At 33.4% G+C, this 20597-nt stretch carries 18 protein-coding genes; 11 read left to right on the forward strand and 7 right to left on the reverse strand.

What is annotated here, in order from left to right:
* The first annotated feature begins 34 nt into the window (after nucleotides 1-34).
* The 8 genes from rplS (at nucleotide 35) to UMM65_RS00730 (ending at nucleotide 9984) form a co-directional block, all read left to right on the forward strand.
* Nucleotides 35-385 carry a 50S ribosomal protein L19 gene (gene rplS, locus UMM65_RS00695; protein WP_321974526.1) on the forward strand — a complete coding sequence of 117 codons (351 nt, stop codon included), beginning with the start codon at nucleotides 35-37 and terminating at the stop codon, nucleotides 383-385.
* Nucleotides 386-1114: 729 nt separating this feature from the next.
* A complete protein-coding gene (locus tag UMM65_RS00700) occupies nucleotides 1115-1678 on the forward strand; it encodes a DUF4256 domain-containing protein (protein ID WP_321974527.1) in 564 nt (187 codons plus the stop codon).
* Between the two features lie 650 nt (nucleotides 1679-2328).
* Nucleotides 2329-4554: an NADP-dependent isocitrate dehydrogenase gene (locus UMM65_RS00705; RefSeq protein WP_321974528.1), complete on the forward strand. Its 2226-nt coding sequence runs from the start codon at nucleotides 2329-2331 to the stop codon at nucleotides 4552-4554.
* Between the two features lie 82 nt (nucleotides 4555-4636).
* Nucleotides 4637-7012: a TonB-dependent receptor gene (locus tag UMM65_RS00710; protein WP_321974529.1), complete on the forward strand. Its 2376-nt coding sequence runs from the start codon at nucleotides 4637-4639 to the stop codon at nucleotides 7010-7012.
* Between the two features lie 5 nt (nucleotides 7013-7017).
* Nucleotides 7018-7830, forward strand: coding sequence for a DUF4249 domain-containing protein (locus tag UMM65_RS00715; RefSeq protein WP_321974530.1), 813 nt, complete (start codon nucleotides 7018-7020; stop codon nucleotides 7828-7830).
* A 58-nt stretch (nucleotides 7831-7888) separates the two neighbouring features.
* Nucleotides 7889-8707, forward strand: a complete 819-nt coding sequence (gene murQ / locus UMM65_RS00720; protein WP_321974531.1) for an N-acetylmuramic acid 6-phosphate etherase — start codon at nucleotides 7889-7891, stop codon at nucleotides 8705-8707.
* Nucleotides 8697-8939 carry a DUF6095 family protein gene (locus UMM65_RS00725; protein ID WP_321974532.1) on the forward strand — a complete coding sequence of 81 codons (243 nt, stop codon included), beginning with the start codon at nucleotides 8697-8699 and terminating at the stop codon, nucleotides 8937-8939. The genes murQ and UMM65_RS00725 overlap by 11 nt, the downstream gene beginning before the upstream one ends.
* Nucleotides 8926-9984 carry an ATP-grasp domain-containing protein gene (locus UMM65_RS00730; protein ID WP_321974534.1) on the forward strand — a complete coding sequence of 353 codons (1059 nt, stop codon included), beginning with the start codon at nucleotides 8926-8928 and terminating at the stop codon, nucleotides 9982-9984. Before UMM65_RS00725 ends, UMM65_RS00730 begins: the two co-directional genes overlap by 14 nt.
* Before the next feature lie 12 nt (nucleotides 9985-9996).
* Here UMM65_RS00730 and UMM65_RS00735 read toward each other — a convergent pair whose 3' ends face one another.
* The 4 genes from UMM65_RS00735 to UMM65_RS00750 all read right to left on the reverse strand — a co-directional run bounded on the left by UMM65_RS00735 (nucleotide 9997) and on the right by UMM65_RS00750 (nucleotide 14034).
* On the reverse strand, nucleotides 9997-10491 hold the full coding sequence (locus tag UMM65_RS00735) for a DinB family protein (protein WP_321974535.1): 495 nt from the start codon (nucleotides 10489-10491) through the stop codon (nucleotides 9997-9999).
* A gap of 96 nt (nucleotides 10492-10587) precedes the next feature.
* Nucleotides 10588-11196 (reverse strand): LysE family translocator, encoded by a 609-nt coding sequence (locus UMM65_RS00740; protein ID WP_321974536.1) that lies wholly within the window; start codon nucleotides 11194-11196, stop codon nucleotides 10588-10590.
* A gap of 1 nt (nucleotide 11197) precedes the next feature.
* The gene (locus UMM65_RS00745) at nucleotides 11198-12655 is read right to left on the reverse strand and encodes a lipopolysaccharide biosynthesis protein (protein WP_321974537.1); all 1458 of its coding nucleotides are present in this window, start codon (nucleotides 12653-12655) and stop codon (nucleotides 11198-11200) included.
* A gap of 2 nt (nucleotides 12656-12657) precedes the next feature.
* Nucleotides 12658-14034 (reverse strand): MATE family efflux transporter, encoded by a 1377-nt coding sequence (locus UMM65_RS00750; RefSeq protein ID WP_321974538.1) that lies wholly within the window; start codon nucleotides 14032-14034, stop codon nucleotides 12658-12660.
* A 113-nt stretch (nucleotides 14035-14147) separates the two neighbouring features.
* Between UMM65_RS00750 and UMM65_RS00755 the strand changes: the two genes are divergently transcribed.
* A complete protein-coding gene (locus UMM65_RS00755; RefSeq protein WP_321974539.1) occupies nucleotides 14148-14942 on the forward strand; it encodes a tryptophan-rich sensory protein in 795 nt (264 codons plus the stop codon).
* A 23-nt stretch (nucleotides 14943-14965) separates the two neighbouring features.
* Here UMM65_RS00755 and UMM65_RS00760 read toward each other — a convergent pair whose 3' ends face one another.
* Complete coding sequence (locus UMM65_RS00760) at nucleotides 14966-15295, reverse strand: hypothetical protein (RefSeq protein ID WP_321974540.1); 330 nt, start codon at nucleotides 15293-15295, stop codon at nucleotides 14966-14968.
* 16 nt (nucleotides 15296-15311) lie between these two features.
* Nucleotides 15312-16013: a flavodoxin family protein gene (locus UMM65_RS00765; protein WP_321974541.1), complete on the reverse strand. Its 702-nt coding sequence runs from the start codon at nucleotides 16011-16013 to the stop codon at nucleotides 15312-15314.
* 204 nt (nucleotides 16014-16217) lie between these two features.
* Here UMM65_RS00765 and UMM65_RS00770 point away from each other — a divergent pair, with 204 nt between their 5' ends.
* Nucleotides 16218-16679 carry a CAP domain-containing protein gene (locus UMM65_RS00770; RefSeq protein ID WP_321974542.1) on the forward strand — a complete coding sequence of 154 codons (462 nt, stop codon included), beginning with the start codon at nucleotides 16218-16220 and terminating at the stop codon, nucleotides 16677-16679.
* Between the two features lie 161 nt (nucleotides 16680-16840).
* On the opposite strand, the gene dnaK is transcribed toward UMM65_RS00770, so the two are convergent.
* Entirely contained in the window at nucleotides 16841-18754 is a 1914-nt protein-coding gene (gene dnaK, locus UMM65_RS00775) for a molecular chaperone DnaK (protein ID WP_321974543.1), read from the reverse strand.
* Between the two features lie 399 nt (nucleotides 18755-19153).
* Between dnaK and UMM65_RS00780 the strand changes: the two genes are divergently transcribed.
* Nucleotides 19154-20578: an L-serine ammonia-lyase gene (locus tag UMM65_RS00780; protein WP_321974544.1), complete on the forward strand. Its 1425-nt coding sequence runs from the start codon at nucleotides 19154-19156 to the stop codon at nucleotides 20576-20578.
* Nucleotides 20579-20597: the final 19 nt, after the last annotated feature.

The following is a 20597-nucleotide window of genomic DNA, read 5'->3' on the forward strand; positions in this document are numbered from 1 at the left end:
ACGTTGATTTTAATTTATTATAAAATCATTAAAAATGGAAGATTTAGTAAAATTTGTACAAAACGAATTTGTTGCAAAAAACGACATTCCTGAATTTGCCGCGGGCGATAGTATAACCGTATATTACGAAATTAAAGAAGGTGAAAAAAAACGTACACAGTTTTTTAAAGGTGTAGTAATCCAACGAAGAGGTTCTGGTGCTTCAGAAACTTTTACAATTAGAAAAATGTCAGGTACCGTAGGTGTTGAAAGAATTTTCCCTATAAATTTACCCGCTATTCAAAAAATTGAAGTAAACAAAAAAGGTTCTGTTAGAAGAGCAAGAATTTTCTACTTTAGAAATCTTACTGGTAAAAAAGCAAGAATTAAAGAAGTACAACGCTAATATATATTGCGTTCAAGATAAGAAACCCCATTTCTACTTAGAGATGGGGTTTTTATATTAACAAATGTTAATAACTGTTGCTCATATCTTCTTGATAACTAAATATATACATTTTAGTGAATCTACTAATTTCTTTGCTATATTTGAAACAAGAAATCTTAATAGTGCTTTCAGATTTTGATATTTTGGTTGGTATTCGTATCAAGCAAAACAATTCAAACTAGCATATTAAGAAATCCTAAAAGAACGTTCTTTTTGTTTTTAATAGTGTTGAACTGATTTAAAAACCAGTTCTAAATCTACACCAAGTGTTTAGCATGAATAATTGGAACTGATAACATTGTTAAGAACATTTTAAAATACAAATGCAAACACAATGTTGTAATTTCGGTTGTAACATCTTACTGATTGCACATGTATTTTAAAGAAATAGTTTAACTGAGTGTACTGTTTTTATAAATGGTCTAGGTGATACTCAAGTAATCACAGACTTGAGTTAACTATTTCAGCCAATAGCCATAATTGAGAGTATTCTCTGTTATGGCTTTGGTTTTTTTAGTGAAACTCTGTTTTTAATGTGATTGATATAACACTTCTTTCAATTACCCTGTCCCCCTTTAATTTATTGCAATTTTTGTAAAGTTTTTTATATTGCATTAATAATTGCATTTCTCAAAATTAAATAGCTAATTAGTTTGTTTTTAGCAGTTTCTCACAATGGTTAATTCTATGAAAAACACGAAAGAAATTTCCCCAACACAAATTACAACGCTTTTAAACATATTAAAAGATCGTTTTGAAAAAAACAAAAATCGCCATAATTATATCGACTGGACCGATGTAGAAGCAAAACTGAAATCCAATCCCGAAAAATTGTGGTCCCTTAATGAAATGGAAGAAACCGGCGGTGAACCAGATGTTGTAGCCTACGATAAAAACTCAAATGAATTTATTTTTTATGATTGCTCTGCGGAAAGTCCTGTTGGTCGTAGAAGTGTCTGTTACGATTATGAAGGTCAAGAGTCAAGAAAACAGCATAAACCAGACAACAATGCTATGGATATGGCAACAGCCATAGGTATTGAAATTTTATCTGAAAAAGAGTACAGAGCATTGCAAAAATTAGGAAAATTTGATACTAAAACTTCAAGTTGGATTAAAACACCTGCTGAAATAAGAAAACTCGGCGGAGCTTTATTTGCTGATTTTAGATATAACAATGTTTTTGTGTACCACAACGGTGCACAATCCTATTACGCTGCAAGAGGATTTCGTGGATTACTAAAGGTCTAAATTTTGTGGAAACCCTTAAATTCATGGAAATTCAACACATTACTTATTCACAATTGTTAATAACCTTTGTTAATAGCCAGTTAAAAAGTTAATATTTACAACAGAACGCCCATTTAGCTAATAATTGTACTTTTAACAACTTGAATCTAAATTCAAAATTAAAATTATCCCTTTTTGTTTTTATTTTGAATAATACTATGAGATTTTAGATTCAAAAAATTTGTTCTTACTTTTTATATTAACATAGTGTTTAGCACACCATAAAATATACTATAAGAACATAAACTTAAAAGCACCTTTTTTACAGAGGTGCTTTTTGCTTTTTACAAGAGTATTTATAAAATGTTTAGCGTTGCGTTTTTTATGCCACAAACCCGCCTGCCGGACGGGCAGATACACGAATAAAAACAAAAATGATTGAAAATATAATTATCACGAATAAAAAATCTTTGGATTTTTTAAAAATTAGAGTTGATTAGTTTTGTTTTAACCACAGTAAAGAAAAAATTAGTGAATTCGTGACATTTTTTATAAAATATGAACTGGCCTTGAACTATTTATAGTATCATATAGAAATTCACACATTTATTAGTAGATTTGCTCTCGCCTAAACAAAATATAATTTATATATTCTCAAAACAACCTTTTACATGTCAAAATCAGCATCTATAGTTTACACAAAAACGGACGAAGCACCAGCATTGGCAACCGCTTCTTTTTTACCCATTGTTAAAGCATTTACAAAATCAGCAGGTATTGAAATTGAAACTAAAGACATTTCTTTAGCAGCAAGAATTCTAGCTACTTTTTCTGATTTTTTAAAAGAAGAGCATAAAGTTCCAGATGCCTTGGCTGAATTAGGTGAATTGGTTACAAAGCCTGAAGCTAATATTATAAAACTACCTAATATCAGTGCCTCTGTACCTCAATTAAAAGATGCCATTGAGGAATTACAAGCTAAAGGTTATGCCCTTCCTAGTTATCCCGACGAACCTAAAAACGATACTGAAAAGAACATTAAATCTCGCTATGATAAAATTAAGGGAAGTGCCGTAAATCCCGTTTTACGTGAGGGAAATTCTGATCGTAGAGCTCCAAAGGCGGTAAAAAATTATGCCAAAAGAAATCCACATAGCATGGGTGCTTGGTCGTCTGATTCTAAAACACATGTGGCAACAATGTCGGAGGGTGATTTTGCCCACAATGAAAAATCGATCACTTTATCTGAAGCTACATCAGTTAAAATTCAACATATTGACAATAACGGAAATACAACCATATTAAAAGATAATTTAGCATTATTAAAAGGTGAAATTATTGATGCAACCGTAATGAGTAAGAATGCTCTTCTACAATTTTTATCAGAGCAAGTTAGGGATGCGAAAGAAAAAGGGGTATTGTTTTCCTTACATATGAAAGCAACGATGATGAAGGTTTCTGATCCAATTATTTTTGGACATGCCGTTCGTGTATTTTTTAAAGATGTTTTTGATAAACACGCTTCTGTTTTAGAAGAAATAGGAGTTGATGTAAATAACGGATTCGGAAACTTACTTTCTCAATTGGACGAATTATCTGAAACTAAACGGGCAGAAATTGAAGCCGATATTGAAAATGCCATTAAAAATGGCCCGGAGTTGGCAATGGTAAATTCCGACAAGGGTATTACCAATTTACATGTACCTAGTGATGTAATTATAGATGCCTCAATGCCAGCGATGATACGTACTTCTGGACAAATGTGGAATGCGGAAGGTAAACAACAAGATACAAAAGCGGTAATTCCTGACAGTTCTTATGCGGGTATTTATCAAGCTACCATAGATTTTTGCAAGAAACATGGTGCTTTTGACCCCACAACCATGGGTACGGTTCCCAATGTGGGTCTTATGGCTCAAAAAGCGGAAGAATATGGTTCGCACGATAAAACCTTTGAAATAGAAAGTACGGGAAAAGTGGAAGTTGTTGACGCCGATGGCAAAGTTTTAATAGAGCACAAAGTGGAACAAGGCGATATTTGGCGTATGTGCCAAACAAAGGATGCTCCAATCCAAAACTGGATTAAACTAGCCGTTGACAGGGCAAAAGCCACACAAACTCCAACTGTATTTTGGTTAGATAAAAATAGAGCTCATGATGCTGAACTCATTAAAAAAGTAAATAGTTATTTACCAAAATACGATACAACAGGGTTAGAAATTAAAATCCTTTCACCAATTGAGGCCACACACTTTACGTTGGCTCGATTAAAAGATGGTAAAGACACTATTTCTGTTAGCGGAAACGTATTAAGGGATTATTTGACAGACCTCTTCCCTATTTTAGAAGTGGGCACTAGTGCTAAAATGCTTTCTATAGTACCATTAATGAACGGTGGTGGATTGTTTGAAACAGGTGCAGGTGGTTCTGCCCCAAAACACGTACAACAATTTTTAGAAGAAAACCATTTAAGATGGGATTCTTTAGGTGAGTTTCTAGCTTTAGCAGTTTCATTAGAACATTATGGAAATGTAAATAATAATGAAAAAGCTAAAATTTTATCGGAAACCTTGGATGATGCTACTGATAAGCTATTGGAAACGAGCAAATCACCATCGCGTAAAGCTGGGGAATTGGACAATAGGGGCAGTCAATTTTATTTAACCTTATATTGGGCTGAGGCTTTGGCAGCTCAATCCAAAGACACAGAACTTCAAAACCATTTTAAAACAGTAGCTGAAACTTTAAAATCAAATGAATCCGATATTATTAAACATCTAAACGAAATTCAGGGGGAATCTGTTGACATAAATGGATATTACAAGCCTGATGATAAATTAGTTAGCAAAGAAATGCGACCAAATGAAAACTTTAACCAGATTTTAAACCAGCTTTGAGATTAAGTCGATAAGTGAAATAAAAGTTAAAAGCTGCTCATCGGCAGCTTTTTTTAATATTTTTACGCTTAAATAAAATACTTTGAACAAACTAAAGTCAATTCTCCTAATTTTATTCATCTTTAAAGGAGTTTTACTATTCTCACAAGAAAAATTTACATTAAGCGGTACTATTTCAGAAGCATCCAGCAATGAAACCCTTATTGGGGTCAATATTATATTTCCTGAGTTACAAACAGGTACAACTACCAATGAATATGGCTTCTTTTCCATTACGCTTACAAAAGGCACTTACGATGTCTTAATAAGCTATGTTGGTTTTAAAGATATTAGAACAAGCATAACACTAGATAAGAACATTTCTACCAATTTCAGTTTGGAGGAAACTTCGCAAACGTTGGAAGAAGTTATCATAAAAGAAAATGTAGAAAAACTGAATATTAGAAAACCCCAAATGAGTGTTAATGCGTTAACCTCTGCCACTATAAAACAGATTCCTGTAGTGTTGGGCGAAGTGGATGTAATCAAATCCATTACCTTGCTACCAGGCGTTACCAATGCCGGTGAAGGTTCTTCAGGGTTCAATGTTCGTGGCGGTGCGGTAGATCAAAATTTGATTTTATTGGACGAAGCCACTATTTACAATTCTTCGCATCTATTCGGCTTCTTTTCCGTTTTTAATCCTGATGCCATTAAAGATCTTAAGCTTTATAAAGGTGGAATTCCCGCTCGTTATGGTGGTAGGGTTTCTTCGGTACTGGATATTTATCAAAAAGAAGGCAATAGTAAAGAATTCCATGCCAATGGTGGTATCGGTATTGTTTCTAGTCGGTTGTTATTAGAGGGCCCTTTAAAAAAAGATAAAGGTTCATTTTTATTAGGCGGAAGGGCTTCTTATGCTCATCTATTTTTACCGTTGTTTGACCTTGATAATGTGGCTTATTTTTATGATTTGAATACTAAATTGAGTTATAAGCTCAATCCAAGAAATAATATTTACTTATCAGGATATTTTGGTAGGGATGTGTTTAGTATTTCAGATAGTTTTGAAAATACTTATGGAAATACCGTGGTTAATTTTAGATGGAACCACTTATTTTCTGATAAATTGTTTTCAAATATTTCTTTGATCTATTCCGATTATTATTACGGTTTAAAACTAAATTTGGTTGAATTCAACTGGAATTCGGGCATTCAAAACTTTAATGTAAAATACGACTTTAAACATTATCTGAACGATAAATTTAAACTGGAATATGGCTTAAACAGTATTTATTACCGATTTAATCCTGGTGAAATTGAACCTTCAACGCCAACTTCTGGTATCAACCCTTTTAAGCTTATTGATAAATATGCCTTTGAAAATGCTCTGTATCTTGATGCCGAACATCAGATTACAGATAAGTTGGCTTTATCTTACGGATTAAGGTACAGTTCCTTTTGGCGGTTAGGTCAAGATGAACTCAATGTTTATGAGAACGACGAAGCTGTTGTCTTTAACGAAGACCTTCAGATTTATGAAAAAGCAGAACCAATCGATACCGAATCCTTTAAAAGAAGTGAAACCATAAAATCTTTTGGCAATTTAGAACCGAGATTCTCTTTGGCATATCAACTGAACGAAGTTTCATCCGTTAAGGCTAGCTATAACAGAATGAGCCAGTATTTGCATTTATTGTCAAATACCAGTTCGCCAACACCTTTGGACGTTTGGGCTCCAAGTGGAAAATATATTAAACCTCAATTACTAAATCAGTATGCCATCGGCTATTTTAAAAGTTTTGACAATGACAGATTTTCTGTTGAAGTTGAAAGTTTTTATAAAGACATTAAAAATCGAATAGATTATGTTGATGGAGCAGATTTAATAGCTAACAATGCCATTGAGCAGGTTATCTTGAACGGGAAGGCCAGAGCTTACGGACTTGAATTTTTATTGCGTAAAAATGAGGGAAATTTTAAAGGATGGCTTGCTTATACCCTATCAAAATCAGAACAGCAAACACCTGGTAGAACTACTTCTGAAATTGGCATTAACAATGGAAAGTGGTATAAAACAGGATATGACAAAACCCATGATATTTCGTTGACAGGAAGTTACGAACTGAATAAAAAATGGACATTTAACTCTAATTTTTTATTTCAAACAGGGCAACCTACTACTTATCCAGATGCCCAATATCAGTATAATGGAATAACCATACCCAGTTATACTGGAAGAAATGAATATAGATTGCCAAATTATCACCGTTTAGACATTTCTGCTGTATATGTACCAAAACCAACTAAAAAGAAAGGTTGGCAAAGCGAGTGGGTTTTTGGTGTTTATAATATATATAATAGAAGAAATGCGGCCTCTGTTAGTTTTGGAACTAATAGTGAAACTGGGGTTAACGAAGCCACTAGGTTGTCTATTTTTGGTATTGTACCCTCTGTTTCTTATAATTTTAAATTCTGAGAAAAATGAAAAGATTATTGATTTTTATAATATTGATTGGTTTCATCTCTTGCGAAGATGTTATTGATATAGATTTGCCTCAATCAGAACCTAAACTTATAATTGATGCATCGATTAATTGGTTAAAAGGCACTTCGGGCAATAACCAACTTATCAAACTGAGTCTTTCCGCTCCTTTTTTTGATGATGAAGTTCCTCCAGCCAATGGGGCACAAGTTAAAATAACTAATTCTGAAAATGCCGAATTTATATTTGCCGAAGATGGAGACACGGGAATATACATAAACAGCAATTTTGATCCTGTTATTAATGAAACTTATCAACTGACCGTGATTTATAATAACGAAACTTATATAGGCGTTGAAACCTTAAAGTCGGTAAGTCCTATTATACGTGTTGAGCAAAGTAAATCAGGAGGGTTCTTAGGGGAGGACTATGAAATTAAGGCCTATACCCAAGATCCAATAGACGAAGATAATTATTACCTACTCGAATTTTCAAATGATATACCTACTTTACCTACATTAGAAGTTTTTAAAGATGAATTTGTGAATGGCAATGAAGTATTTGCGTATTTTTCTGATGAAGATTTAGATATTGGCAATGAAATTAAAATAAGAACTTATGGTACTTCCGAGCGTTTTTACGAATTCATGTTTATTCTATTGCAACAGACAAGCGAAGGCGGTGGTGGTCCTTTTGAAACGCAACCTGCAACTGTTAGGGGCAATTGTGTAAATACCACAAACAAAGAAAATTTTCCTTTAGGCTATTTTAGATTATCTGAAGTTGATGAATTTGTATATGTTATTCAATAATTCTTAAATTCACAATTTCAAAAAAATACGTACTTTTGAATAATTTGTCACTTAACTCATGAACTTTACCAAAACTACCGAGCAAGATTCTAATTATAACCATCTGGAAAAGATGAGTATTAACGAACTGCTTAAAAATATAAATACCGAAGATAAAACCGTACCTAACGCTGTAGAAAAGGCCCTACCGCAAATAGAAAAATTAGTACAACAAGTAGTCTTAAAATTAAAAAATGGTGGACGTTTATTTTATATGGGTGCTGGTACAAGCGGTCGTTTGGGTATTTTAGATGCCTCTGAATGCCCACCAACATTTGGCGTTCCATTTGATTTAGTAATTGGATTAATTGCTGGTGGCGATATTGCCATAAGAAAAGCTGTTGAATATGCCGAAGATTCTACCAGCCAGGGCTGGAAAGATTTGCAAGAACATCAAATTTCTGATAACGATGTGGTCGTTGGAATTGCGGCTTCCGGAACTACACCTTATGTTATTGCAGCACTTGAAAAATGTAATGAAAACGGAATTATTACAGGTTGTATAACATGCAACGAGGGTAGTCCTTTAGCATTGACGGCAAAATACCCTATTGTGGTCGTAGTTGGCCCAGAATTTGTAACAGGAAGCTCTCGAATGAAAGCCGGAACCGCTCAAAAATTGGTGTTGAATATGATTACTACAACTACCATGATTCAGTTAGGGAAAGTTAAAGGAAATAAGATGGTAGATATGCAACTCTCTAACAACAAGTTGGTCGATAGAGGCCATAAAATGTTAATGAAAGAATTGAATATTGACAGACCTTTGGCCGAAGAGCTAATTCAAAAATATGGTAACGTTAGAAACGCCATTAATAACTATACAGTTGAAAAATAGTAAACCTACATTATTTGGAGCGTTAAAATATTTAGGTATTGCCTTGCCCCTATTGTTTTTTGCTCCTATATTAATTACTATTGGTTTTAAAGCTTTAAAAAAAGACGGTAGTTATTTATTTCTTATTTTAGGAATAGCTTTAGGGATTACTGCTATTTTAACCACCGCTTTCGGCTTAATTAAAGTTTCAAGGTTTATTTTTGACAGGGATAAAAAAAATGGCAAAAGCTAAAATTTTCTTCACAAAACTTTTCCATTCCGAACATTGGCCTACTTTTTTATTTTATGTCCCGCTGATTCCATATTTTATTTATAAAGCAATAAGGGCTAGAAGTTTAACTTTCTTTTTGGTTGTTAATCCCGCCATTAAATATTCTGGGATGGGCACTGAATCTAAATTTAAAACGCTAGGTTTATTGCCAGAAGGTTTTATCCCTAAATCTGTTTTAATTTCAAATAAAACGGATTTCAATTCCATTTTGAAATCCATATCAAAAGCGAATATTCAATTCCCGTTAATTGCAAAACCCGATATTGGTTTTAGAGGTTATTTAGTCAAAAAAATTGATTGCGAATCAGATTTGGAAACTTATATCAAAAAGAACGACGTTGATATTATTCTACAAGAATATATAGATTACAAACAAGAATGCGGGTTGTTTTACTATAAAATTCCAGGTGAAAATAAGGGTAAAATCACTTCTATTACCCTTAAAAAATTTATAACGGTAACAGGTAATGGAATTGATAGCTTATCAACTTTAATTTTAAAGGATGAACGTGCTTTTCTATACCATAAAATATTCGAGAAATTACATCAAGAAAAATTTAACAACGTTTTAAATAAAGGGGAAGTTTTAAAACTGACGGCTATTGGAAATCATTCCAAAGGCACTCAATTTATAGATGGCAATCATTTAATAGATAAACATTTAGAACATTTTTTAGATAAATTAACCGCAAAAGTACCTGACTTTTTCTACGGCCGTTTTGATATTAAATATGAAAATATCGAAAAATTAAAACAATCACTAAATTTTAAAATACTTGAGCTTAACGGAAGTATAGCCGAACCTACACATATTTACGATTCTGAAAAAGGAAACTATTTTGCTTCCTTAAAATGTATCTTTAAACATTGGCGGATAATGAATACCATTGCGAGAAAAAACCATGATGAGTTTAAAGTGCCTTATCCAAAACTGAAACCTTATATAAAAGATGTTATGTTTTTGAGAAAATATGCCAAAAAAATTATTAGGCTTAATAATTACTAGAAAGTAAAGCTATCAAAAATTTTCTACTTTTTTTGGTGTTGTTGGGTTATAACCAAAATCGGCATCAGGCAATTCAATACCCAGTTGAGAAATAATATAGCCAATACTAGCAAAATGATGTATGGCGTGGCTATGGGCTTGGGTTAAAATTGAAGCCAATGTATATTTAGTAGTTACCATTCCCAATCCCAAATCGTCAGAAACATCAACGATTTGATCCAAATCGACATTATTTAAACTTCTTAATTTATTGATGATCTCGTCAAAATATGCTAAACCAATTGTAGTTTTTTGTTCAGCCAACTCGTTGCGTTTTCTTTCTGTCAAATTTATTTTTTTTGAATCCAACCCACAAAAAATACAGTCAAACATATCTAAAATATGCCGCATGTGGATACCGATACTAGAATGATATGGCTTTACCGAAGTGTTACTATATTGAGCATCGCTTATGGCGTTAAGCAATCTAACACCTCGTTTTAAATTATTCTCAATAGCATCAATCATAGAAATATTTTGACCTTTAGTCGCAAATATAATAATTAATTTACGGATTGTTTTAGTATAGATTTTTAAAATTATTGAAAGTTATCATTTATCAGTTTAACTTTTTAGAAAAGCGATTATACCCAAAGCTATAAACAATCCGCTTAAAATATAATTAATATTTGTAGCAATAAATTTAGCCTTCTGATTGATTATACCCGCAAAATAAATGTATAATAAAAATACCGAAAATGAACCTAAAACCGAACCAATAACAAATAAGAAAATATAAGGTAACTCCATATTTAACTGACCGTTAACTTTAAAATAAGTGGATACCCCAAAATAAAACGGAATAGCCAACATATTTAATGAAGACATTACAACTCCAATAACAAATAAATTCCCTTTTTTAATTTTACCTTTTACTACAGATTTTTTCCTTGCTTGTATAAAAAAGAAAACAGCCAACATAAAAAATACAATAATGGCAGCAACTCTTAAATTATCTAATATTTTAGGGTTTTTTATAATAAAATTGGCAAAAAACAAGGCCATCGAAGCTTGAACTAACACAACTGAAATCGCTCCGAGAGAAAATACCACTCCTGCTTTTTTACCTTGTTCAATTGTGGTTCTAACGGCGGTCATGTTTAACATTCCAGGTCCTAACAATCCTATAAATGCTGATATAAACCCTAAAAAAAGATGAGAAATAAGGTTCATATTATCGTTTAATATATTTATTTATCAGCGTACTAATGTCTTCGGAAATATGCAATCTATGTATTAAAAAAATATAAATAACACTTATCAAAACAGATTTCATTAGCATATTTATTATGGGATGAAAAGGGAAGTCAACAAAATAAAACACAAAAAATAATATTAAAATTACAACTAAAATTAACCATGTTTTTTTTGTAAAAGGTTGCATATTCATTTTCATTTGAACATATATAATTTTAATGGTACTGAATACCAGTACTACGATTAAGGTGGCTAACGCTGCCCCATCAATACCAATTAATTGGATCAACCATCTGTTTAAAAAGATTACACTTAATGCCATAGCAATTGAAAAATAAAAAAACACTCTGTAGTAATTAGAATTGGTTAAAATTGCTCCATTGGTGCCTAAAGCCAACTTATAGAGTTCGGAAATTGAAATCATCAGAACAATCAGCCCTCCTACTGCATATTCAGGTTTATTAATAAGTGCATATAAATCATTTATATTCAAATTTATCAATAAAAAAAGTAAACCTCCTGCCACCAAAAGCGTTATGGAGCTTTTTTTATACAAATTTGAGACTTCTTTTAAATTATTGTTATTAAGTTCTTTAGCTGTAAGCGGATTAATAATCTGTTGCATTGCCCTTGAGGGAATAGCAATAACCGAAGCAATATATATACCTACTGCGTAATAAGCAACCTCAGCAATTTGTTCCAATTGTGGAATCATAAACTTGTCTATGTCCAATAAAATTCCACTTGCCGAACCTGCCAAAATAATATAAAAAGAATAGGACAGAATTTCCTTGCTGTTTTTAGGAAATTTAAAAATAAGCTTTGGTGTATATAATCTAAACGCTGAAAACAGCATAATCAGCATTCTTAAACCATAAACAACAACTATGGCATAAATAAATTGTACATCGGTTATCAATTGAAAATAAACAGCGATTAACAAAAAAGAAGTGCAAATTCTTGAAAATATTTCTCTTAAAAAATTACCAAAAACGGATTGGTATTGTATCTTGCTAAAAGCATAAAATACCTCAAAATAGCCCATAAAAATGGCTGTCAAAAAAATAAGGTACGTGTAAGGTTTTATTATGGCATTTTCTTTAGAGAGCCAATTGGCAATAGATTCATAAAACAAACTCCCCAAAACTGCCAATGGAATAATAATAAATAACGGCAATAGTAAAGAGGTTGTCAAAAATTGATCTTGCTCATATTTGGTTTTGTATGAGGTAAAAAATTTAATGATGGTATGCTGCATACCTAACACTAACAAGGGCATTAAAATATTAGCGGTAGATAATAAAAAAGTATTTAATCCATAATAATCTTCGTGTAAAAAATGGGTATATAAAAACAGGACATTAATGCCGCCAATGGCAAAACCTAAAAAAAGGATAATAGTATTTACAAATGATTGTTTTAAAACTACACCCACATTTAACTTGTTTGATGGATTAATTTTTTGGTTAAATAATTAAATCGAATATACAATAATATTCCCGAGGCGGTTAAGCCAGCCAATAACCCTAACCAAATGCCAACACTTCCATACATATTTTCTTTTCCTAAAAAGTAAGAAATCGGAAAACCAATCATCCAATAAGAAATAAATGTTATTAACGTTGGTATCTTTACATCTTGCAATCCTCTTAACGCTCCCAAAACGACCACTTGCAATCCATCTGAAATTTGGAAAACCGCTGACACTAATAATAATTTAGCAGCTATACTGATTACCTCAAAATTATCTATTTGATTGAGAACATCAGTTTCATCAACATATATTCTTGGCAGTTCTTGATTGAATATTAAAAATATGAATGCAAAAATAATATCTAAAAAGAAGGTCAGCAAAAAAATAGAAAATGCAATTCGCCGAAGTTCTTTAAAATTTTTTAATCCTTTTTGATTGCCTACGCGAATCATAGCGGTTACGCTTAGCCCCATAGCTACCATAAATGTCATTGACGATAGGTTCAAGGCAATTTGATTAGCTGCTTGCGGATTCTTGCCCAAAACCCCACTCAACCAAATTGCAGCTGTAAATATCGCGACTTCAAAAAACATTTGTAAGGCCGAAGGAAAACCTAAGTTGATAATTTTTGTTAAGATGATTTTTTTGATATTTCTAAAACTAAATCTTTCAAAATAAGGTTTAAATTTTTCTTTGGATTTTAACAGCAACCAAATATAAGCCAACATAACCACCCTAGACGCCAATGTACCAATAGCAGCACCGATAATACCCATTTCAGGAAAACCGAATTTACCAAAAATCAACACATAATTCAGCACTACGTTTATCACATTTGCCAAAATAGTAGCGTACATGGAATATTTGGTTTGTGACAAGCCGTCCGCAAACTGTTTAAATCCCTGAAACATAATTAAAGGAATAAGGGAAAAAGCTACTAAATTCAAATAGGGCATGGCCAAATCAACCACTTCTGCGGGCTGATCCATGTGGTACATTAACGGCTTTATAGCCAATATCATAAAAAACAAAACAACACCTAAAATAGTGCATAAAAAAAGACCATGATTAAAGGCTTGTTTCCCTTTTTCAATACTATTTTCACCATCCGCTTCGGCAACCAATGGTGTAATGGCTGTAGAAAAACCGATACCCAAGCTCATAGCAATAAAAATAAAACTATTGCCCAAAGATACCGCCGCCAACTCGGCAGTACCGATTTGACCCACCATTATATTGTCTATAAAACTGACCAGAGTATGACCTATCATGCCCAACATTACGGGGTATGCCAATTTTAGGTTATAACGAAATTCTGATGTGTAGGTTTTAAGGTTCAAGAAAGTTTTATTTTTAATGTGGGCAAAGATACTGGATTTTGAACCAAGAGAAATAGAAAGAAGAAAAATTGCTTTTATTTTGATGAACGATTGAAAATCATTATTTTGGTGTCATGGATTCATTAAAAAAACAACAAACTTTTTCAATAATAAATTCCTTGTCAGTTTTAATTGCCATAGGGGTCAATTATTATTCACAGGTTTATAAAATTAATGGAAATACAGTTGGTAGGTTGAGTGATGAATATGCTAACTTATTTACACCCGCCGGTTATGCTTTTTCCATTTGGGGACTTATTTATTTAGGTCTGATTGTCTTTAGTACTTTTCAGATTTACCAAACATTTAAGCTCAAAAAAAAGGTTGATTTTATAGTTCAAACTAACTATTGGTTCGCATTGACCAATTTAGCCAACGCAGCATGGATAATAGCTTGGCTTAATGAATATACCTTGCTTTCTGTATTAATAATGTTTGTGATGCTTTTTTCGCTCGTAAAAATTATTTTAAATACAAACATGGAACGTTGGGACGCTCCAAAAAAGATAATTGCATTTTATTGGTGGCCTATTTGCTTATACTCTGGTTGGATAGCTGTGGCTACTATCGCCAACGTTTCAGCCTATTTGGCTAAAATTGAATGGACTAGGTTAGGCCTTTCAGAAATACAATGGACAATCATAATGATTTTAATAGCAACGTTCTTAAATATAATTATGATTTACAAACGCAATATGCGAGAGTTTGCCGCCATTGGCGTTTGGGCGTTATTGGCTATTTTTGTAAGGCATCAGAGTGAATATCAAAATATTGCCTATACTGCCCTGTCTGGGGCGATTATTCTTTTGGTATTTATTATGTACCATGGATTTAAGAATCGGAAAATGAACCCATTCTTTCCAAAATAAGAGTGCCAAAATATTTAAGAAAATTATCTTTTTTTACCCGACATAAAGTATAGAACACCCAGAACAATATCTCCAATTACCCAAATTATTGCCATCATTGATCCTCCTAAAAAAGTTGATTCTTCAGCTATATTTTCACTAACTGCCGTGTTGGCTCCTTCTACCAATTCTGCCGAACCCCCTATCCCTGATAATGCCCATGCAAGCATTAAGACATTAAAAAGAATTAATACAAACAGTATTACTTTTTTATAAGATCGATTAGAATCTTGCAACGATGTTCCACACTCTGGACAATTTTCTAAAGCGTCTTTTACCTGAGCACCGCATTTGTTACATGTTTTAATAGTCATAATTTATTATTTATAGTTATTTTTTTGGTTTTTCAAATTTCCAACGTTCGCCATCGTCCCATTTTTTCACCGAATTTCCGTAATTTGGGTATCCTTTATTTTCTTTAAGTATTTTAGCCAAATGCAATAGATTATAAGTCATAAATGTTGTATTTCTATTGGTAAAATCATTATCCGCAGCATTTGAACCTTCATCAAGATAACTTGGACCAGGACCAACCTCACCTATCCAGCCACAATCTGCTTGTGGTGGAACGCTGTACCCAATATGCTGCAGGGCATATAAAATACCCATGGCACAATGTTTTATACCATCTTCATTACCCGTAATTACACAACCACCAACTTTTCCGTAAAATAAGTACTGACCTTTGTCATTGGTTTTAGCACTCATGGCATATAATCTTTCTATCAATTTTTGAGCAATTGACGATTTTTCTCCCAACCAAATCGGTGTTCCAATAATTAAGATATCCAAATCTATAATCTGCTTGAACAACTTTGGCCATTCATCTTTATCCCAACCATGTTCAGTCATATCAGGATAAACACCATTTGCAATTTCATAATCTATAAATCTGATATTATCAACATTAACACCCTCTTTTTCCATAATGTCTTTGGAAACATCCATCAAAGATTGTGTATGACTCTTATCTGGAGACTTCTTTAATGTACAGTTAATAAATACGGATTTTAGTCCTGAAAAATCGTTCATGATGACTTAAACTTTTAAGATTAATGATAAAACTAACAAGATTTATACTATTAAAATACAAGTATCACTACTTTTTTTAACTCAAATGACATTTGGTTTTTATTCAAAAAATTAAGTTAGTAGGTATAATTCTCCAAAGTGCATTACATACTAAATTTGATGTTTTTTAGTTATATAGTTAACTAACTATAAGAACTTATACCCATGAAAGCACTGCTGAAATATAGTTTTGTACTATTGTTATTTGTATCTATTTCATCATGTTCTGAAGATGATAGTGATAATATGATTGTTGAAATGAGCATGACCGATCAAATTTTCACACTGGTAAACGCCCACAGAGAGAGTAACGGTTTAGAAAAACTAACAAGAAACACTACAGCCGATAATTTAGCTATTGAGCACAGTAGATATATGATTGAACAAGATAAAATCAGTCATGATAATTTTAAGTCAAGAACTGAAAACTTAAAAAGAAACGAGAATGCAAAAGGAACGGGCGAAAATGTAGCTTATGGCTATAATACGGCCGAAAAGGTTGTAAACGCTTGGCTAAATAGTTCTGGACATAAAGAAAATATTGAAGGTAACTTTACGCATACGGGGATTGCTGCCGTGCAAAATGCTGAAGGTACTTATTTTTTTACGCAGTTATTTTATCGTTAATATACTAAAATCAAAGTTTTGCAGTTATTATAGTGCAACAAAAGAAATTGACCCAGCTAAATACTTATTTATAATTTTCTGATACTAATCAGAACCAAAACCAAAAAAATCCCGTTTGAACTTCAAACGGGATTTTTTGTTATTACGCTCTCTAAGAGAAATTAATCTTCCTTTACTTCTTCAAAATCAACATCTTGTACATCGTCACCTTCAGTGGCCGAACCTTCAGCTCCAGCGGCATCTCCCGCATCAGCAGTAGCTCCACCAGTTTCTTGTTGTGCTTTGTACATTTCTTCAGAGGCTACTTTCCAAGCTTCATTAATCTTTTCCATGGCAGCATCTATTTGTGCCAAGTCTTTTGATTCATGTGCTTTCTTCAATTCCTCTAAAGCAGATTCGATAGGTTCTTTTTTATCTGCAGATAATTTATCTCCAAACTCTTTTAATTGTTTTTCTGTTTGGAAAATCATCGCGTCAGCACCATTGATTTTTTCTGCTGTTTCTTTAGCTTGCTTATCAGCTTCGGCGTTGGCCTCAGCATCAGCTTTCATCTTTTTGATTTCTTCTTCTGATAATCCAGAAGAAGCCTCAATACGAATGTTGTGCTCTTTACCAGTACCTTTATCTTTTGCCGAAACGTTGATAATACCGTTGGCATCAATATCAAAAGTAACTTCAATTTGAGGTACGCCTCTTGGTGCAGGTGGAATTCCATCTAAATGGAAACGTCCAATTGTTTTATTATCGCCTGCCATAGCACGCTCACCTTGCAGCACATGTATTTCTACCGATGGCTGATTGTCAGCAGCAGTTGAAAACACTTGCGATTTTTTAGTAGGTATTGTGGTATTGGATTCAATTAATTTAGTCATCACATTACCCATAGTTTCAATACCTAAAGATAAAGGTGTAACATCTAATAAAAGAACATCTTTTACATCACCAGTTAAAACACCACCTTGTATAGCAGCACCTACAGCAACTACTTCGTCTGGATTTACACCTTTATGCGGTTCCTTACCAAAGAATTTTTTAACTTCTTCTTGAATTCTTGGAATACGTGTAGACCCACCAACTAAAATTACTTCGTCAATATCTTTGGTAGTTAAATCAGCATCTTTTAATGCTTTTGCTACAGGATCCATTGATCTTTTTACCAAATTATCCGCAAGTTTTTCAAAAGCGGCTCTGGTCAATGTTTTTACCAAGTGCTTAGGGCCACTAGCAGTAGCCGTTACATACGGTAAATTGATTTCGGTTTGCGTAGCAGAAGACAATTCAATTTTGGCCTTTTCCGCTGCTTCTTTTAAACGTTGCAATGCCATCGGATCTTTTCTAAGATCAATATCTTCTTCCTTTTTAAACTCGTCCGCTAACCAATCGATTATAACTTGGTCAAAATCATCTCCTCCTAAGTGGGTATCACCGTTTGTAGATAATACTTCAAAAACACCATCACCAATTTCTAAAATAGAGATATCAAAAGTACCACCACCTAAATCATAAACCGCAATTTTTTTATCTGCTCCTGTTTTATCAAGACCATAAGCCAATGCCGCAGCAGTAGGCTCATTAATTATACGGCTAACTTTTAAACCTGCAATTTCCCCTGCTTCTTTAGTTGCTTGACGCTGTGCATCGTTAAAATAAGCAGGTACGGTAACTACAGCTTCCTTAACCTCATGACCTAAATAGTCTTCAGCCGTTTTTTTCATTTTTTGCAATATCATTGCAGAGATTTCTTGAGGCGTGTACATTCTGCCATCAATGTCAACTCTTGGCGTATCGTTATCTCCCTTAACGACTTTATAAGGTACACGTTCTGCCTCTTTTTTAGATTCAGAATACTTGTTACCCATAAAACGTTTTATAGAAGATACTGTTTTTGTAGGATTAGTTACTGCTTGTCTTTTAGCAGGGTCACCAACTTTACGTTCGCCACCTTCAACAAATGCTACAATAGAAGGTGTTGTTCTTTTACCTTCTGCATTAGGTATTACCACTGGCTCATTTCCTTCCATAACAGAAACACATGAGTTGGTTGTTCCTAAATCTATTCCTATAATTTTACTCATAATATATGTATTAAATTTTTAGATTATAATTTTTGATTATTGATTCTAAATAGTCAATCATTATGCCAACGCCAATTTTATTTGATTTTGACAGTATTTTTTGACAATTATGACAGAGTGGCAGATTTTGAGGGAGCTAGAAGTCAGGAGATCGAAGACCGGAGCTTGAAAGGATTAACGATTTTTGAACTTTGTCATTGCGAAAGCATTCGCGTATTTTCATTATCAAATAACACTTTTTTATATGCCTGTGGCAATCTCATTAATGTTACAACAAGTTGTATATTGAAAATTTTGGTTTATTTGGAATTTGGTTTTTATGATTTGTTTTTAAAATTCGGTCTCCCGACTTCGGTCTTTTTTAACTATTTTTGATTACTCTAATAGTTAAGCTACCGTATGGAATGTATTTCAGTTTTTGATATGTTAAAGATCGGTGTGGGGCCTTCAAGTTCGCACACGTTAGGCCCATGTCGTGCAGCGGAACGTTGGATAAAAGAACTAAAAACCGCTAATAAATTCGATAAAGTAGAAAAAATAAAAGTAGATTTATATGGATCTTTATCCTTGACGGGAAAAGGTCATGCCACGGACTACGCCGTGCTTTTAGGGCTAAGCGGTGCTGATCCGGAAACGATACCTACCGAGAGTATTGAAACCATTATTGCTACCATTAAAAAGAATAAAACCTTAACTTTTAACAATGAAAAAAATCTGGAGTTTGATCCCGCAACAGATATAGTCTTCAACAGAAAATTTCTTCCTTTTCATGCCAATGGAATGACTTTTACAGCTACCATTGATGGCAAGAAAAGTCGTTCTACCATGTATTCAATAGGTGGCGGATTTGTGGTTAAAGAAGAACGAAAAAATTCAAAACGAAATAAACAGATATTTCTGAACACTTTTCCCTATCCCATCAGATTAGGAACGGAATTACTGGCATATTGCAAAAATTTGAATTTATCCATTTCCGAAGTGGTTATAGAAAACGAAAAATCCATAAGAACTCCAGAACAAATAGACCATGAGTTCAATCGTATTTGGAAAACAATGTTAGAGTGTATGTACACTGGATGTCACACAGAGGGAAATTTGCCTGGTGGGCTTAATGTACGCCGTCGTGCTTTTGATATGCACAAAAATTTAATTGGTGTTTCTTCGTACAATAATCCTCAAGAATGGTTGGAAGCCATTAGAAAAACAGAGGTTAAATTTAGGCAAATACTAAAATGGGTAAGTTGTTTTGCTTTGAGTGTGAACGAAGTGAATGCCTCTTTGGGGCGTGTGGTTACTGCTCCTACCAACGGAAGTGCTGGTGTAATTCCCGCGGTTTTAATGTATTATTTGGTAATTGAAAACCACGATGCAGGTTTTGAAGAAATAAAAAAATTCTTGTTGGTGGCAGGCGAAATTGGCAGTATCTTTAAAAAAGGAGCTACCATTTCTGCAGCTATGGGTGGTTGCCAAGCAGAAATCGGAGTATCCGCAGCCATGGCGGCAGGAGCATTAACGGAATTACTAGGCGGTTCGCCCGATCAGGTACTTATCGCTGCTGAAATTGCAATGGAGCATCATTTAGGATTAACTTGCGACCCCATTGGCGGATTGGTTCAAATACCGTGCATAGAACGAAACTCTATGGGAGCCATAAAAGCGATCCACGCGGCCGAATTGGCAATGGATACCGATCCTAAAAATGTAAAAGTTCCTTTAGATAAAGTGGTCAGCACCATGTGGGAAACTGCTAAAGATATGAACACCAACTATAAAGAAACGTCAACAGGTGGGTTGGCGGTTAATGTTGCCTTATCTGATTGTTAAAGAGACCTCACCCATAATT

This window comes from Aureibaculum koreense (assembly GCF_034296135.1).
In the GTDB taxonomy this organism is placed as follows: Bacteria; Bacteroidota; Bacteroidia; order Flavobacteriales; family Flavobacteriaceae; genus Aureibaculum.

What these genes read in the sequence shown, in the direction of transcription:
- UMM65_RS00705 (WP_321974528.1), top strand. Translation starts at nt 2,329, where the DNA reads ATGTCAAAATCAGCATCTATAGTTTACACAAAAACGGACGAAGCACCA.
- UMM65_RS00730 (WP_321974534.1), top strand. Translation starts at nt 8,926, where the DNA reads ATGGCAAAAGCTAAAATTTTCTTCACAAAACTTTTCCATTCCGAACAT.
- rplS (WP_321974526.1), top strand. Translation starts at nt 35, where the DNA reads ATGGAAGATTTAGTAAAATTTGTACAAAACGAATTTGTTGCAAAAAAC.
- UMM65_RS00755 (WP_321974539.1), top strand. Translation starts at nt 14,148, where the DNA reads ATGGATTCATTAAAAAAACAACAAACTTTTTCAATAATAAATTCCTTG.
- UMM65_RS00715 (WP_321974530.1), top strand. Translation starts at nt 7,018, where the DNA reads ATGAAAAGATTATTGATTTTTATAATATTGATTGGTTTCATCTCTTGC.
- UMM65_RS00760 (WP_321974540.1), bottom strand. Translation starts at nt 15,295, where the DNA reads ATGACTATTAAAACATGTAACAAATGCGGTGCTCAGGTAAAAGACGCT.
- UMM65_RS00740 (WP_321974536.1), bottom strand. Translation starts at nt 11,196, where the DNA reads ATGAACCTTATTTCTCATCTTTTTTTAGGGTTTATATCAGCATTTATA.
- UMM65_RS00780 (WP_321974544.1), top strand. Translation starts at nt 19,154, where the DNA reads ATGGAATGTATTTCAGTTTTTGATATGTTAAAGATCGGTGTGGGGCCT.
- UMM65_RS00700 (WP_321974527.1), top strand. Translation starts at nt 1,115, where the DNA reads ATGAAAAACACGAAAGAAATTTCCCCAACACAAATTACAACGCTTTTA.
- UMM65_RS00770 (WP_321974542.1), top strand. Translation starts at nt 16,218, where the DNA reads ATGAAAGCACTGCTGAAATATAGTTTTGTACTATTGTTATTTGTATCT.
- UMM65_RS00735 (WP_321974535.1), bottom strand. Translation starts at nt 10,491, where the DNA reads ATGATTGATGCTATTGAGAATAATTTAAAACGAGGTGTTAGATTGCTT.
- dnaK (WP_321974543.1), bottom strand. Translation starts at nt 18,754, where the DNA reads ATGAGTAAAATTATAGGAATAGATTTAGGAACAACCAACTCATGTGTT.
- UMM65_RS00765 (WP_321974541.1), bottom strand. Translation starts at nt 16,013, where the DNA reads ATGAACGATTTTTCAGGACTAAAATCCGTATTTATTAACTGTACATTA.
- murQ (WP_321974531.1), top strand. Translation starts at nt 7,889, where the DNA reads ATGAACTTTACCAAAACTACCGAGCAAGATTCTAATTATAACCATCTG.